12 protein-coding genes are annotated in these 14,975 nt (G+C 38.2%); 3 read left to right on the forward strand and 9 right to left on the reverse strand.

What is annotated here, in order from left to right; all coding sequences use genetic code 11:
- Window positions 1–25: 25 nt before the first annotated feature.
- Entirely contained in the window at window positions 26–2,260 is a 2,235-nt protein-coding gene (locus ACSU6B_RS15975; protein ID WP_410886657.1) for a SpoIID/LytB domain-containing protein, read from the reverse strand.
- A gap of 368 nt (window positions 2,261–2,628) precedes the next feature.
- On the opposite strand from ACSU6B_RS15975, the gene ACSU6B_RS15980 reads away from it, so the two are divergent.
- Window positions 2,629–3,054 carry a hypothetical protein gene (locus ACSU6B_RS15980; protein ID WP_410886659.1) on the forward strand — a complete coding sequence of 142 codons (426 nt, stop codon included), beginning with the start codon at window positions 2,629–2,631 and terminating at the stop codon, window positions 3,052–3,054.
- Window positions 3,055–3,281: 227 nt separating this feature from the next.
- Here the strand turns inward: ACSU6B_RS15980 and ACSU6B_RS15985 are convergent, their stop codons facing one another.
- From ACSU6B_RS15985 to dapA, 7 genes are all read right to left on the reverse strand, one after another.
- A complete protein-coding gene (locus ACSU6B_RS15985) occupies window positions 3,282–4,265 on the reverse strand; it encodes a proline dehydrogenase family protein (protein WP_410886661.1) in 984 nt (327 codons plus the stop codon).
- Between the two features lie 112 nt (window positions 4,266–4,377).
- Complete coding sequence (locus ACSU6B_RS15990) at window positions 4,378–5,064, reverse strand: FadR/GntR family transcriptional regulator (protein ID WP_410886873.1); 687 nt, start codon at window positions 5,062–5,064, stop codon at window positions 4,378–4,380.
- A 123-nt stretch (window positions 5,065–5,187) separates the two neighbouring features.
- On the reverse strand, window positions 5,188–6,315 hold the full coding sequence (locus ACSU6B_RS15995; RefSeq protein ID WP_410886663.1) for a glycerate kinase: 1,128 nt from the start codon (window positions 6,313–6,315) through the stop codon (window positions 5,188–5,190).
- Window positions 6,316–6,469: 154 nt separating this feature from the next.
- Window positions 6,470–7,822 (reverse strand): glucarate dehydratase, encoded by a 1,353-nt coding sequence (gene gudD / locus ACSU6B_RS16000; RefSeq protein ID WP_410886665.1) that lies wholly within the window; start codon window positions 7,820–7,822, stop codon window positions 6,470–6,472.
- An 88-nt stretch (window positions 7,823–7,910) separates the two neighbouring features.
- The gene (gene garR / locus ACSU6B_RS16005) at window positions 7,911–8,795 is read right to left on the reverse strand and encodes a 2-hydroxy-3-oxopropionate reductase (RefSeq protein WP_410886667.1); all 885 of its coding nucleotides are present in this window, start codon (window positions 8,793–8,795) and stop codon (window positions 7,911–7,913) included.
- A 74-nt stretch (window positions 8,796–8,869) separates the two neighbouring features.
- Complete coding sequence (locus tag ACSU6B_RS16010; RefSeq protein ID WP_410886669.1) at window positions 8,870–10,195, reverse strand: gluconate:H+ symporter; 1,326 nt, start codon at window positions 10,193–10,195, stop codon at window positions 8,870–8,872.
- 25 nt (window positions 10,196–10,220) lie between these two features.
- Entirely contained in the window at window positions 10,221–11,117 is an 897-nt protein-coding gene (gene dapA, locus ACSU6B_RS16015; RefSeq protein WP_410886671.1) for a 4-hydroxy-tetrahydrodipicolinate synthase, read from the reverse strand.
- A 212-nt stretch (window positions 11,118–11,329) separates the two neighbouring features.
- On the opposite strand from dapA, the gene ACSU6B_RS16020 reads away from it, so the two are divergent.
- On the forward strand, window positions 11,330–12,379 hold the full coding sequence (locus tag ACSU6B_RS16020; protein ID WP_410886673.1) for a CdaR family transcriptional regulator: 1,050 nt from the start codon (window positions 11,330–11,332) through the stop codon (window positions 12,377–12,379).
- 271 nt (window positions 12,380–12,650) lie between these two features.
- Window positions 12,651–13,106 (forward strand): S1 domain-containing RNA-binding protein, encoded by a 456-nt coding sequence (locus ACSU6B_RS16025; RefSeq protein WP_215003109.1) that lies wholly within the window; start codon window positions 12,651–12,653, stop codon window positions 13,104–13,106.
- Window positions 13,107–13,255: 149 nt separating this feature from the next.
- On the opposite strand, the gene cysI is transcribed toward ACSU6B_RS16025, so the two are convergent.
- Window positions 13,256–14,974 carry an assimilatory sulfite reductase (NADPH) hemoprotein subunit gene (gene cysI, locus ACSU6B_RS16030; RefSeq protein ID WP_410886675.1) on the reverse strand — a complete coding sequence of 573 codons (1,719 nt, stop codon included), beginning with the start codon at window positions 14,972–14,974 and terminating at the stop codon, window positions 13,256–13,258.
- Between the last annotated feature and the right edge of the window lies 1 nt (window position 14,975).

Raw genomic sequence — 14,975 nt, forward strand, 5'->3', positions numbered from 1 at the left:
GGCAGAGAGAAAGTCTCTGCCTTTTTTATTTTATATATTTACTTGAAACATAACCTGTTGCTTTACCAAATTTGATTTTTTTCCATGAACCTGTTGTTGAGACAATGGTTACTGATTGATTTTTCTTTAAAGTGCCAATTACCTTGCTTTTGGTTGATGTTGTTGCACGTACATTAAGACGCGATGCAGTTACTTTTCCCGTTTTTGGTTTGACCACTTTTTTTACAAAGAAGGTAGTTGTCACGCTCGAACGGTTTTTACTTGTGTCTGTCGCTGCCATCACTACAGAGTATTTCCCATTTCCAAGGGAGGCAGTGCTGTATCCTAGGTTGATTGTACCTGCTTTTGTTAAAACGTCCTTTTTCAGGTAGCTAAGGGTCTTACCCGTACTACTTTTTATATAGACGGTTACATATGCAGTTTCGTTTGTTTTAAAAGAAATACCGGCTTTATTTTTTGTGTTATCTACACTTGCCTTAACGCTGCTAAATTTGGGAGCGGTCTTGTCTTTTATAGACACAACTTTTTTTACTTCAAAGGATGGCAACGTCGAAGATCGGTTATTATTCAAATCTTCAGTAATGATCCCTGCATAGTATTTTCCGTTTGGTAAAGAATTAATGGTATATTCCTTCTTTAGGGTACCTGCATTTATTACAGCTTCTTTTGAAAGATAGGTTATATTATTACCTTTACTGTCTTTAATATAAACAGTTACCTTTGCTTTCTCATTGAAATGAAAAGAGATATAAGCTTTATTTTTCGTGTAATCAACACTGACTTTTACTTCACTTATGTTTGGAGCAATTTTGTCTGAAATCGGAGTTGCTGCCACAGTTGGTTCAATGGTTTCAGTAGGTGCTTGCACAGCTTTGTCTGCAGGTACCTGTTCATCAGGATCTTCAGATATTTGTCCAGCAGGGTTTGTAGGTGTTTGTACTGTCTGTTCTTCAGATGCTTGTCCTGTTGGTTCGGAAGGTACTTGTACAACCGTTGTTGGTCGCTCATTATAGTCTTTTACAATTGCTGCTCCTTTATAATAGAAGGCAAGAATCTCATTATATTTTTGACCATCAAGCGCACGGTTCTGGGCACCCCATTGACTTAAACCAACGCCATGACCGTCACCCAGTCCTTCTACGGTGATTGTTTCGTCCGTCTCTTTTATGTTCGATACAAGATAGCTCTTCATGATTCGATTGCCAACCATAGCACGGATCTGTGATGCAGCAACATTTTTGTATTCTAACTTCTGCGGGATATAAGAGCCATTTGTGTTCACTTTATCTTTTGTAAAAAATTCAACCGTAATATTTCCTTTAGACACACGGCCTCCTGATGTTGGTGTGTTTAAAGATAATACAGGTACTGCCGTTATTTTAATTTCTTTTCCGGCGTAGCCATGATTTGCCATCCATGCTTTAATCGTGTTTGTTATCGTTGTATCATTTTCCTTCATTTGACTCCATGACAAATTGACCGGGTTGAATTGTTGTTTTTTAACAGAAAAATCCCAAGCAGTTTTTGCATCAAATTCATCTTCTTTAATAATCAAGTAAGAGACAGGTGTTGAGCCCCAAACATTTGCATTCGATTCTGTTTTCCCACCATTACTGGCAGAAAAAACCGAACTGATTAAGCGGCCATTTACCTTTAAAACTTCCCCTTTTGTTTCATCTACTGCAGCTGTACTATTTGGGTGCCAAACGTAACCGCCATACACTTGGTAATTGATCGTATCATCGATGGTGATCGCTTGATAGGATAATGCATATGTTCTAGCTGCAACCGCTTGTGTTTTTAAGGCTTCGCGGTTCCATTCAGCATACATTTCAGAAGGGACGACACCTTTTAAATAATCCTCTAAGAAGATTTCATTAATTGGCCGCACATACTTTGAATTTTCGAGGACAAATTGAAATGCACCTAAATAATTACGATTATTAATAGAAAGATAGTTTGTGTTGTTTAATGGTAAAAGACTTAATGTGTCTGCGGTAAAAAGTGGTGTTGTTCCATCCCAAATAGTTATTTTGTTATTATCGTATTTTACGAGATAAGTCTTTCCGGTAGTTAAGAGGACAGTTGATTGCTCCACGTTGTAATCGCCTGTAGGTCTTATCGTTATCTCCGTTTTATTTCCAAGATAATTGACCAGTTTTATTTTAATCTTTGGCTCTATTTTTTCGGCTGATACACTTGGTATGAACACGTTAATTAATAGTATAAAGGCAAGAAAACCTGCGCCTAAATTTTTCAAAATCATTCTCCGTTCCTATGAGGATAAAATACTTATATAACGATATTACTTTATTAAACTATTCGTTTACAACAAACTATTATTGGTAAGTCGTTCTACTAAATATAAATAATTGTAGAAATAAAAAACTCACCAAATTAGGTGAGAAAATAAGTTTTCCGACAAATATCTACATATCTCGAGTTGAATCAGCAAACACATTCAAAATATGTTATAATAAAAATAACCTACTGATTTTTCAGTGAGTAACACTAAAGATAGTAGCTCCTAATCGACTCAAATTGCCATAAGTTTCTTAAAAACTGACTCATTGGAAAATCAACTTAATGACTCGGCAACAGAATTTAAAATATAGAAAGGGTGTTTATATGGAAAATTTTATTGAAACGGTTTATTTCTTAGAAAATCCTGAAAAGAATATTATTAAATTTGCAACTGGCACCCAGCTGCGCTATGAGGACGTAATAAAAGAAGTTTTTGGCGTAGCCTGTATCAATGATTTGCATATGATGATCCAGTATAACAAGAGTTTTCAGACAAGCATTTGTAACAGTCATGGCATTAGTGAAAAGAAAATAACTCTTGATAAAATCCTTCGTGTCGCTTCAAAACTGGACATGCTTCATCTAAAAAAAGAATTGATGGACCAAAAGAATAACAGCCTATATGAAACACCTGCAGATGGTGATTTAGCCATTACTTGCCCTTTTGATGCCACCATTAAGCTTCAAGAAGGTATTTTCCAATGGGATGACAGTAATTTTTCATATAATGCAGTGAAAACTGGTGCCTAATACCTTTGTTGTTAATAAAATAACTAACAAAGGCTAGGTGCCTTTTTTTGTTTCGGGAGGTTTGGTCCTAAAAAAATCCGATGTTCTAAGGCGACTGCATATCAAAAATAAGTGGTTCCATTGTTTACGCACTTTTTTAGCAGAATTTAAATCCACACAAAACCCCCCCATCTGCTTAAAATGGGAGGTTGAAGGATTGCAGTTAGTTATCGTTGGAATTTAGATCATTAACGTCGTTTTTTCTTATCCGCTTTAGTCATTCTTCCTAATAGAAATGCCCCTGCTGCTACACCAATCACTGTGTTCGTTTTTTTATTAAAAACTTGTTTAGCGACAAGATTTAAGTTTTGTGGTCTTTCAGCTAGTCGTCTCATAAAATAACCATACCAGTCATTGCCGAAAGGAACATAGGTACAAAAATTGTAGCCTTCACTTGCTAATTGCAGCTGCATATCTTTCCTAAACCCATAAAGCATTTGAAATTCGAATTTCTCATTCGGAATATCGTGCTTCTTAACAAATTCTTTCACATGATTAATAATTCGATGATCATGTGTGGCAATTGAAGTGAATTTACCGTTTAATAGATGCCATTCGGTAATCTTGATAAAGTTTGCATCAATATCCTTCTTATCTTGATAGGCAATTTCTGCGGACTCTTTGTAGGCACCTTTAACTAGACGAATACGGAAGTTTTTATATCTTTCAAGGTATTCTTGTGCCTTGTGGAAATAAGATTGAATGACGGTTCCAACATTATTATATTCCCGCGACAGGTCGTCCAATAAATTAAATGTTGGCTCCAGATGTTTGAAGTCCTCCATATCAATATTGACAAAAATATCGTATCGATGTGCTTGATCGACGATTTCTCTTACATTATTTAGACAAAATTCATATTCAATATCTAATCCTACTTGAGTTGGTTTTAAGGAGATATGTGCATCCACTTTATTCTCATGAATCGCGTCGATTACTTTGAGGATTTGTTCTTTCGCAGCTGTCGCCTCTTCTTCTTTAAAAACGAATTCCCCTAAGTTATCAACAGTACAAGAGATTCCCTGAGCATTCAGTTCCTTAATACTTTTAATCATTTCAGGTATATTTGTTCCAGCCACAACACTTTGTGCACCTAATTTTAGGCCGTATTTTTTAGCTGTATTATTTAAAAATTGGTTTTGAGATAAGCCGATAAAAATATCTTTCAACATAGCGATTTCTCCTTGCTGTTGTTTTTACGACCATTATAGCATACGCTTTCAATAAAATTTATTTTGCGAATTTTCCAACATAATATGCGTAACACCGGTTTACAAGTTGGTATTATTTTAATAGTTTCTGTCGTACAGAATCAAGGTGAAGGAACATGTGATGAAATGCTTCAAACGGATCCCTTTTTACCAATGCCTCGTAAATAGCTATGTGTTCTTTGAGTGTTCGCTCACGCTCACGATATTTAATTTCGCTATCGATTTTTTTAAAAGTGATAATTAATGAATCGATCATTCCTTCGACAATTGGATTATCTGCACTTAAGGCAATGGTTTGATGAAATTCCTTATCCGCCTCGACATAGTTATTGTCTTTGCTGTTAGCGATAATATCAATCGTCTCTTTTAATTTTGAAAGCTGTTTCTCACTTATTTTCTCTGCTGCAAGTGTCACTAATCCTAGTTCTAATGCCATCCGTGCCTCTATGATTGCTGGCAAATTATCATGGGCCAGAGCTAACATGACTGAAAATGGATGACTGCCGATTTTATTGTTAAAAAAAGTTCCTTCACGGGTTTTACGTGTTATTACACCAAGTGTATCGAGTGAACTTAAAGCCTCACGTAACACAGGCCGGCTGACATCTAGAACTCCCATTAGTTCCATTTCAGTCGGCAATTTATCACCTGGTTTCAATTGTCCACTAATTAATAAGTTAATAATACTTTCAACAACCTGCTTCGATAAGGTATTTCGATTTACGGATTCTACAATTATTTTTTTCGGAGAACCAACCATCATTTCGCTCCTTGAATTTTTTGTCTTTATTTGTAAGACTAATAATATTATACCTATATTAGGCTACAATTTATATGAAAAATAGCTGTCGAATACTCGACAGCTACTTTTTTTGGATAAATATTATATTTTTAATACCCGGCAAATATTTTCTGCTGTGAAAGCAAGATTAGCTTCACCTGATTCTAGTGCTTCATTTAAAGATGTAACACCCGTTAAAATTCCAATAATTGCGGTGAATCCATGATCATATAATGGCTCGATACCAGTTCCAATTCTACCTGCAAATGCAATGACTGGAATAGAATATTTCTGTGCGATGGTAGCAACCCCAAACGGTGTCTTCCCAAATAAAGTTTGGCCATCAATACTGCCCTCGCCAGTAAAAACATAGTCTGCACCCTTAACTCTTTCCTCAAGTCCAGTATACTCGATTACAAGTTCGACGCCCTTTTTTAAATGAGCATTTAGAAATGCCATTAACCCTGCACCTAGACCACCAGCGGCTCCTGCACCTTCCGTATATGCGATATCCTTTCCGAGTTCTTGCTTGATTAAGTCAGCATAAAGAGCTAAATTTTGATCAAGAAGTTGGACTATTTCAGGTGTTGCACCCTTTTGCGGGCCAAAGATTGCGGAAGCACCGTTTTCTCCAATTAGTGGATTCGTGACATCACAGGCTACATCAATTTTGACTTGGTTAATTCGGTCATCTAATCCACTTAAATCAATGGAATGTAATTGACCCAACGCACCTCCGCCAAAGACAAGTTCTTCTCCGTTCTTATCCCTAAATGAAACTCCAAGTGCTTGAAGCATTCCAACGCCGCCGTCATTGGTTGCACTTCCGCCAATTCCTATAAGGATACGGGTTACACCCTTGTCTAGGGCAGATTTAATTAACTGACCGGTACCGTATGTTGTTGTGATTAATGGATTTCGATCCTCTAGTTGGATTAATTCTAATCCACTCGCTGTAGCCATTTCAATAACAGCTGTTTGCCCTTCCCCTAAAAGACCAAATTCAGCAAATCTTTTCTCTCCTAAAGGTCCTAGAACTTCAGTTTTGATGATTTCTCCATTAGTCATACTAACAAGAGACTCAACGGTTCCTTCCCCACCGTCCGCCATTGGCACGATTACGCATTCCGCATCAGGGAAAACCTTTAGGATTCCTTTCTCCATAGCAAGGGCAGCATTTTTCGCTGTCATGCTTTCCTTAAATGAATCAGGCGCTAACACAAACTTCATAGTAATCTGTCCTTTACATTTAAAGTAGAAAAAATTTATAAATAATTACTCAACCATTCTATGACAAAGTATGAGTTTAATGGCTTTTAGTTATGTCCCAACCTTGTATTAGGAGTAAAAAGTTTAGGGTGACCTTTCAGCCACCCTAATTTTTTTATCGGACTAAACAAGGACGTTTATTATCGAATTTCCAGTCTGGAATTAAGAATTGCATTCCGACTGCATCATCGCGAGAGCCTAGTCCCATGTTGTTATACATTTCATGTGCTTTCATGATTTGATCCATATCCACTTCAACGCCTAGACCTGGTTTGTTCGGAACTGTAATGTCACCGTCAACAATTTGGAATGGCTCCTTAGTTAACCGTTCTGTCCCTTCCTGCCAAATCCAGTGAGTATCTATTGCAGTAATCTCGCCAGGAGCTGCAGCAGCAACATGTGTAAACATAGCCAGTGAGATATCGAAATGATTGTTTGAGTGGGAGCCCCATGTTAGTCCCCATTCATTACACATTTGCGCTACACGTACTGAACCCTGCATTGTCCAGAAATGTGGATCGGCAAGTGGAATATCTACTGATTGTAAGGAAATGGTATGGCCCATTTGACGCCAATCGGTTGAAATCATATTCGTTGCTGTTGGAAGACCCGTTTGTCTTCTAAACTCAGCCATAATTTCACGTCCAGAATAACCATTTTCTGCACCGCAAGGATCTTCAGCATAAGCAAGAATTCCATGCATATCTTTACATAGCTCAACTGCTTCTTTTAATGACCATGCTCCATTTGGATCAAGAGTGATTCTTGCATCAGGAAAACGTTCTTTTAATGCTTTGATGGCTTTCATTTCTTCTTTGCCCTCTAATACGCCGCCTTTTAGCTTAAAGTCTTTGAAGCCATAAAGCGCTTGAGATTCTTCTGCAAGACGAACAATTGCTTCCGGTGTTAACGCTTCTTCATGACGAATTCGATACCAATCTACATCAGAATCTTGATTACTATAATAAGGTAAATCAGTCTTATTACGGTCTCCAATGTAGAACAGATAACCAAGTGTTTTTACTTTATCACGCTGCTGACCTTCTCCTAAAAGAGCTGCAACTGGTACATTTAAATGCTTTCCTAAAAGATCTAGTAAAGCTGCTTCGATAGCAGTTACTGCATGAATCGTGATTCTTAAATCAAAGGTTTGTAATCCACGTCCGCTAGCATCACGACCTGCAAACGTTTTTCTTACATTATTTAAGATATTATTATAGTTTCCAATCGATGATCCTAGTACAAGTGGTTTGGCATCTTCTAAAGTTTTGCGTATCCCCTCACCGCCAGGTACTTCTCCAACACCAACATTTCCATTGCTGTCCTTTAGAATGACAATATTACGTGTAAAATAAGCACCATGAGCACCACTTAAGTTTAAAAGCATACTATCTCGGCCTGCAACAGAGTAAACGGACATTTCTGTGACAACTGGAGTAACATTAACTTGGGTCTGAACTTTATTCATATGGAAGTCTCCAATCTAATTTTTTAGTTGATTTTATTGGTAAGGAAAGTGGTATATATTGAAACACTTCCCTTACACTAAATAAGAACTAGCGACTTACTTCTACGTTAGCTAACTTTTCATAGAACTTCACAAGACTGCTGTGATCCTCGAACTCATGTCCATCGACTTTAAGTGCATACATCATTTCTAGGACAGATGATGTTAATGGAAGTGGTACCCCAAACTCATGTGAAGTTTCAAGCGCATTTGTAAGGTCTTTAATATGAAGGTTAATTCTAAAACCAGGATCAAAATTACGATTTAGCATCATTGGACCCTTGGCTTCAAGAACAGTACTTCCAGCTAATCCGCCGCGGATTGCTTCAAATACTGCAGCTGGTTCCACACCTGCTTTTTGAGATAAAACAAACGCTTCGGAAACGGCTGCGATGTTTAGAGCAACAATAACTTGGTTGGCAAGCTTTGTGATATTTCCAGCACCAATCTCGCCCACTAGCACAACGGAACCAGCCATTGCATCTAAAACTTCTTTACATTTTTCAAACACTTCTACTTTCCCGCCAACCATGACAGACATTGTACCATCAATAGCTTTTGGTTCTCCTCCGCTAACTGGTGCATCTAGCATATCAACGCCCTTTTCAGCTAATCTCTGATACACTTCACGGGAAACACCTGGTGAAATAGAACTCATGTCAATATATACCAATCCTTCGTGCGCACCTTCTATTAATCCGTTTTCTCCCAAGGCTACTGCTTTTACATTCGGAGAGTTTGGCAGCATGGTAATAACCATATCAGATTTTTCTGCGATTTCTTTAGGAGTAGAACCGAGTTCAGCACCTAATAATTCTAATTCATGAACAGCCTCTTTATTAAAATCACTTATAATTAATTGATAACCTGCTTTGATTAAATTTTTACTCATCGGTTTACCCATAATTCCGAGTCCAATAAATCCAATTTTCATTTTTTATTCCTCCTGAAGTATGATCTAAGAAGAAGTAAAATGTCTTTTTTACTCCCAGCTTAGTCTTTATTTTTTTAGCCTACAAACATATTTAGGATTAATACCCCTGCTAAACCAAGGATTGCGAGTGCTGTTGTATAAGTGGTTCTTGTTTTAATCGCTTCACCTACTGATAAGTTGAGATATTCTTTATACATCCAGAACCCAGGGTCAGTAACGTGTGAAAATGCGACACTACCACATGTAACGGCAAGAGTCATTAATTCCATACTAACACCAGAAGATTGTGCGATTGGCAGAACCACACCAGCTGCAGTCATTACAGCTACAGTTGCTGAACCAAGGGCAATACGTAACAATGCTGCAATTAACCAAGCAAGGATGATAGGCGAAATATCCCATCCGCCTGTTAAATCTTTGATATAATCAGCAATGCCGCTATCAACTAGTACTTGTTTAAACGCACCGCCTGCACCGATTACAAGAATGATCATTGCCATCGGTTTTACACTATTTGCACATGATTGCATGACATCTTTTAATGAACGGCCTACTCTAGTGCCAAGAAGATAGAATGAAAGTAAAAGTGAAATCATTAAGGCGATTGTAGCAGAACCAAAGAATTCCATAATATGCCTAAAGCTATTTCCTTCTGGAAGTGCTACTTCACATACTGCAGATATTCCCATTAAGACAACAGGGATAAGGGCAGAAGTAATACTTGCCATGAAGCTTGGCATTTCTTCATCTTTAAAAATTTTCGAACTTCCAAGTCCTTCTGGAATGCTTGGATTCATCTTATTAATGAATGGCAATCTTGGCCAAGTTAATGCGATAAAAGCACCAACAGGAATGGCAATGATGAGTCCGTATAATAATGTTAAGCCCATGCTTGATCCGAAAACCCCTACTACTGCAGCTGGTCCTGGATGCGGCGGTAAAAAACTATGTGTTGTGGATAATCCAACTGCTGTTGGAATTGCTACCCAAAGTAAATTTAATTTTGTTTGACGAGCAACGGTGAAAACTAGGGGAATCAATAATACAAATGCGACTTCAAAGAACATTGTAATTCCAAGGATATAAGCAGCAATCAACATGGCGATTTGTACTCGTTTAACACCCATCTTGTCAATTAAAGTGTTGGCAATACGTTGAGCAGCTCCGGCATCTGCCATTACTGTTCCTAACATGGCTCCAAAACCTAGAATTAACAGCAGGTCATCGAGTTGTCCACCAATTCCTCCATAAATGGATTCCATCAACTTTTCTATTGGCATACCTTGGAGAAAACCTACAAATAAAGCAGCAATGATTAAGGCAATAAATCCATTCATTTTAAGTGGAATCATCAAAATAAGTATGAGGGCAACTGCTGATGCAACATATACTAATGGCATAGTGGTTACTTCCTTCCGCTAGGAATTAATGTGTTTGATATAATTCTAGATCTTTCAGTACATTTACTAATAATCGCTTACTTTCAGGACTCATCTCTCCTGCTGGTGCTAATGCATAACCTACATCAATGCCGACCATTTTCAATCCTTCTTTTAAGACAACTGGGAAGGTCGCTTTATCGACACAGAGTCGTAATGGTGAGAGCTTTAATTGCAATTCTAGTGATTTTTGATGATCACCCGACACAAAAGTATTGTAAATCTCTGACACTAATTTTGGAGCGATGTTCCCTGTACTTGCAATGGCACCAGTTCCCCCGTGACAGAGACCTGAGTATATGAGGGTGTCACGACCTGCTAGAACAGAAAAGGTCTCACGATCAGTAACTCGAAGATACTCAGCCATTTTGGTCATGTCCCCGCTGCTATCTTTAATTCCGATAATGTTGTCCACCTTGCTTAATTCCTCGCAAGTCTTGACATCGATTTTCACTTGGGTTCGTGCTTCATTTCCATACAGGATAATTGGTAAATCTGTCGATTTTGCAATCGCTTTAAAATGGTCCATTAATTCACCTTGGTTCGGCGTCAAGAAATAAGGAGTAAGGACAGATAATGCTGACACGCCCCCGATTTCCTGAACCATCTGTGCTGTTTGGATACAGTCTCGAGTGGTAATTTCACTTGCACCACAATAAATAGGGACTCTACCTGCTGTGTGTTCAACAGTAACTTCAACAACACGGCGTTTTTGCTCATTCGTTAATCCATAAATTTCACCGCTGCTTCCTAAAATAAACAGCCCATGGACACCACCTGAAATGGTGTAGTCAATTAATTTTCTGAGTGCATCCTCCATTAATTTCCCACTTTTGTCCAACGGTGTTACTAACGCAGGAATGACTCCTTTTGGTTTAAACATTTTTGTTCCTCCTAGTTCTTCCGATTTGGCATTGGAACTCCATCTAAACGTTTCTTCTTGTTTATTTCTAGTAACCGTTTACATTTATATTGTATAATTGTCTTACAAATAAATCATCATTCAAATTAATAATAAATCTACTATTTATTTGTGCAAATAGACAAGTCTTATTTTATTGTTTTACAAGGCTTTATAATTACGGGGGTAAAACTATGATAATTAATAAGGTATTAGCTCAAGAGATTGCTAACAAAGTAATGAAGGTCCTCCCCTATAATGTAAATATTATGGATGAAATTGGATTAATTATTGGCAGCGGCGATCAGGACCGAATCGGCACCTATCATCAAGGAGCGATAGCAGCCATTGAGAAAGGCACCATTGTTTCCATTTACAATTCAGATGCTGGAGCAAAGCCAGGAGTGAACATCCCCATCCATTTTAGAAATAAAATTATCGGTGTGATTGGTATTAGCGGCGATCCAAATATTGTTGAGCCTTTTGCTGAATTAGTTCGAGTAACAGCTGAACTATTAATCAACCAAGAGTTTTTATATAAAGAACGTAGAATTAAGGAACAAATGAAGGAAGAATTTTTGTATCACTGGATTTTTCGTAACGAAGAATATGATGAAGCATTTATTCATAGCGGTGAAGCGGTTGGGATAAATCTGGAGCTTATAAGAAAAGCGGTAATCGTTAAAGGCAATAACCTTAAAGAACCGTTTTTACTTGATCAAGAATACACCTTTCGTCTGAGCCAGACTACGATACTGTATATTGTTCCTGAAGACAGTGATATTTTAAAAAGATTTGAAGCGATTGTCTCGAAAAATGAAACAAAAATCGGAATCAGTACAAGTCACATTCACATAGGCAAGTCGGTCAACGAAGCAAAACGAGCCCTTGATATTGCTGAAAAACTCAGGCTAACCGAATGGCACTGTTATTACAACAATTTAAAATTTATCGACTACTTAACTAATAAAAATATCGAGTTTGAAGAAATTAGTGGATTTTATCGAGACCTTGAAACAAGTCCTAAGGGTATGGAGCTGATTGAGACCTTAATTAGTTTTATTGAAAATAGTGGTGATATGAATGCCATTTCAAAGGAACTGCATATTCATCGGAACAGCTTAGCCTATCGATTACAAAAAATCGAAATCCTAACGAACAAAAACCCCAAAAAATTTACGGATTTATTTGAACTTTTCACTGGATACGTCCTTTATAAAATGAAGTATTGCCAAAAGGGTTAAAACCCATAACTAGTTGCGAAAAGAAATGGAAAAACAGACTTCACACCGATTTGGTCCTGACAAAGTCACTTCACTCCTTTATTGTCGAATAATATTATTTAACTAAAAATGGAAATCACTATAATCTTTTCCATATAACACATCAATAAACTTTAGAAATTGAGGGTTATATAAAAAAAGATGTCCGGCACTTGATGAAAGAATTGATATTATACCCATCTATTTGTTATAATGAGGTGGTTGTAACATTATTGAGGAGGAACATTTTTTTATGTCAATCGAGGTAGGTACTAAGGTACAAGGTAAAGTAACAGGCATCACTAGTTTTGGGGCATTCGTAGAATTGCCTGGTGGCACAACAGGGTTAGTCCATATCAGTGAGGTAGCGGACAGCTATGTTAAAGACGTAAATGACCATCTTAAAGTTGGCGACCTAATTGAAGTAAAAGTAATTAGTGAGAAGGACGGAAAGACTGCCTTGTCCATCAAAAAAGCTATAGATAAGCCCGAAGGACAAACCTCGTCTTATTCCCAACGTCCACCACGTCAGGGAAGAGTAGATAGCCGTCCGAAAGATTTCCGTGCAAAAGGCGGCAGCAATTTTAAACCTAAAGAAAATTTTGAAGACAAAATGGCTAAATTTTTAAAGGCTAGTGAAGAGAACTTATCCACTTTAAAACGCAGTACTGAAACAAAACGTGGCGGCAGAGGCGGAAGACGCGGATAACTGTATCGTTTTTAATACATCACTATATAGCGAAAGGCAAACGTGTTTTAGGCATGTTTGCCTTTTTTATATGCAGATTAAAAATTCCATATGAGTTAATAGGCAAAAGAGACAGGGATTTTAATTCCCTGTCTCTTTTAGTTAATTGATTAATTGTGAAAATTAGTACCGTCAGTTGTAGCTTCGATCACACCGGCTCGAATGACATAATCACCGAAGTGCTCGCCTTCTTCCCGTTCTTTTGCATAGCGAGGGAGCAACACTTGCAGTTCGTTTAAAATATCTTCTTCTCCAATGTTTTCACGATACATTTTGCTTAGACGGCTGCCGTCATGGGCGGCACCAAGATACATATTGTATTTGCCTGGTGCTTTCCCGATAAAACCAATTTCCCCAAGGGCATGACGAGCACAGCCATTCGGACAACCGGTCATACGGATGGTAATCTCTTTGTCGCTCAGACCGTTTTCTTCGACAATGGTTTCGATTTTACTGATTAAAGATGGTAAATACCGCTCTGCTTCCGCCATCGCCAAACCGCAGGTTGGAAGTGCAACGCATACCATTGAACTGCGGCGCAGCGCTGAAGCATGCTTGCCATCTGTTAAACCATATTGTTCAATCAAATCATCAATTTTTTTCTTTTCCTGGGTTGATACATTGGCTATAATTACGTTTTGATTTCCTGTTAAGTGGAAATCACCGGTATGAATTTTAGCGATTTCACGCAAGCCTGTCTTCAACTTGTAATCATCAAAGTCTGCGACACGGCCGCCTTCAATAAACAGTGTTAAATGCCATTTCCCTTTTACGCCCTTTACCCAGCCATAGCGGTCACCATTATGGTCAAAATGGTAAGGCTTTGCTTCATCTAATGTCCAACCAAGTCGATGTTCCAATTCAGCCTTAACGGTTTCAAGGCCAAGTCTGTCTACAGTGTACTTGAAACGAGCATTTTTGCGGACAGAACGGTTACCGTAGTCCCGTTGAATCGTAATCGTTTTTTCAGCTATATCATACAATTGATCAGGTTTACAGAAGCCAATGACTTTTGCAAGCTGTGGATAGGTTGCTTTGTCGCCGTGCGACATCCCCATTCCGCCGCCAATCGCTACGTTGAAACCGATAAGCTTATCATCTTCAACAATCGCAATAAATCCAAGATCCTGTGAAAAGACATCAATATCATTGCCAGGCGGAACAGCAATTCCAATTTTGAACTTCCGTGGCAAGTAAAGCGGTCCGTACATTGATTCAACTTCGTCGATCTCCGGTGTTCCGGCTACTTTTTCTTCATCCAGCCATATTTCGTGGTACGCTCTTGTTCGCGGTAATAAATCATTGCTCAATTTTTTTGACCATTCATATACTTCTGTATGAAGCTCCGATTGGTATGGATTAGAAGTACACATGACATTTCTGTTCACGTCTCCGCAAGCTGCAATCGTATCCAGTAGCGCGTTATGAATCCCCTGAATGGTACTCTTCATATTCCATTTTAAAATTCCATGCATTTGGAATGTTTCACGAGTAGTCAGTTTTAATGTGCCATTCCCATATTTATCTGCAAGCTCATCCATAACAAGCCATTGATCGGGTGATGCAACCCCGCCAGGCAAGCGGACACGCAGCATAAATTGGTAGGCAGGTTCTAATTTTTGTTTTTGACGTTCATTTCGGAGGTCCCGGTCATCCTGCAAGTAACTACCGTGATGTTTCATCAGACGGTTATCATCATCCGGTATACCTGCGCTAATCCGATCGAGCATTACTTCTTTAAGAGTTCCGCGCAAATAATTACTTCTTTCTTTTATACCTTCTACATCACTTGGCGGGCCATCCGGCGCTTTTAAAATTTGATTTACCATG

The sequence above is a fragment of the Neobacillus sp. C211 genome (assembly GCF_051842875.1).
Lineage (GTDB): Bacteria > Bacillota > Bacilli > Bacillales > Cytobacillaceae > Neobacillus.

Coding starts and splice junctions, on each gene's coding strand:
- ACSU6B_RS15980 (WP_410886659.1), top strand. CDS start 2,629: ATGGAAAATTTTATTGAAACGGTTTATTTCTTAGAAAATCCTGAAAAG.
- ACSU6B_RS15985 (WP_410886661.1), bottom strand. CDS start 4,265: ATGTTGAAAGATATTTTTATCGGCTTATCTCAAAACCAATTTTTAAAT.
- ACSU6B_RS15990 (WP_410886873.1), bottom strand. CDS start 5,064: ATGGTTGGTTCTCCGAAAAAAATAATTGTAGAATCCGTAAATCGAAAT.
- ACSU6B_RS15995 (WP_410886663.1), bottom strand. CDS start 6,315: ATGAAGTTTGTGTTAGCGCCTGATTCATTTAAGGAAAGCATGACAGCG.
- gudD (WP_410886665.1), bottom strand. CDS start 7,822: ATGAATAAAGTTCAGACCCAAGTTAATGTTACTCCAGTTGTCACAGAA.
- garR (WP_410886667.1), bottom strand. CDS start 8,795: ATGAAAATTGGATTTATTGGACTCGGAATTATGGGTAAACCGATGAGT.
- ACSU6B_RS16010 (WP_410886669.1), bottom strand. CDS start 10,195: ATGCCATTAGTATATGTTGCATCAGCAGTTGCCCTCATACTTATTTTG.
- dapA (WP_410886671.1), bottom strand. CDS start 11,117: ATGTTTAAACCAAAAGGAGTCATTCCTGCGTTAGTAACACCGTTGGAC.
- ACSU6B_RS16020 (WP_410886673.1), top strand. CDS start 11,330: ATGATAATTAATAAGGTATTAGCTCAAGAGATTGCTAACAAAGTAATG.
- ACSU6B_RS16025 (WP_215003109.1), top strand. CDS start 12,651: ATGTCAATCGAGGTAGGTACTAAGGTACAAGGTAAAGTAACAGGCATC.
- cysI (WP_410886675.1), bottom strand. CDS start 14,974: ATGGTAAATCAAATTTTAAAAGCGCCGGATGGCCCGCCAAGTGATGTA.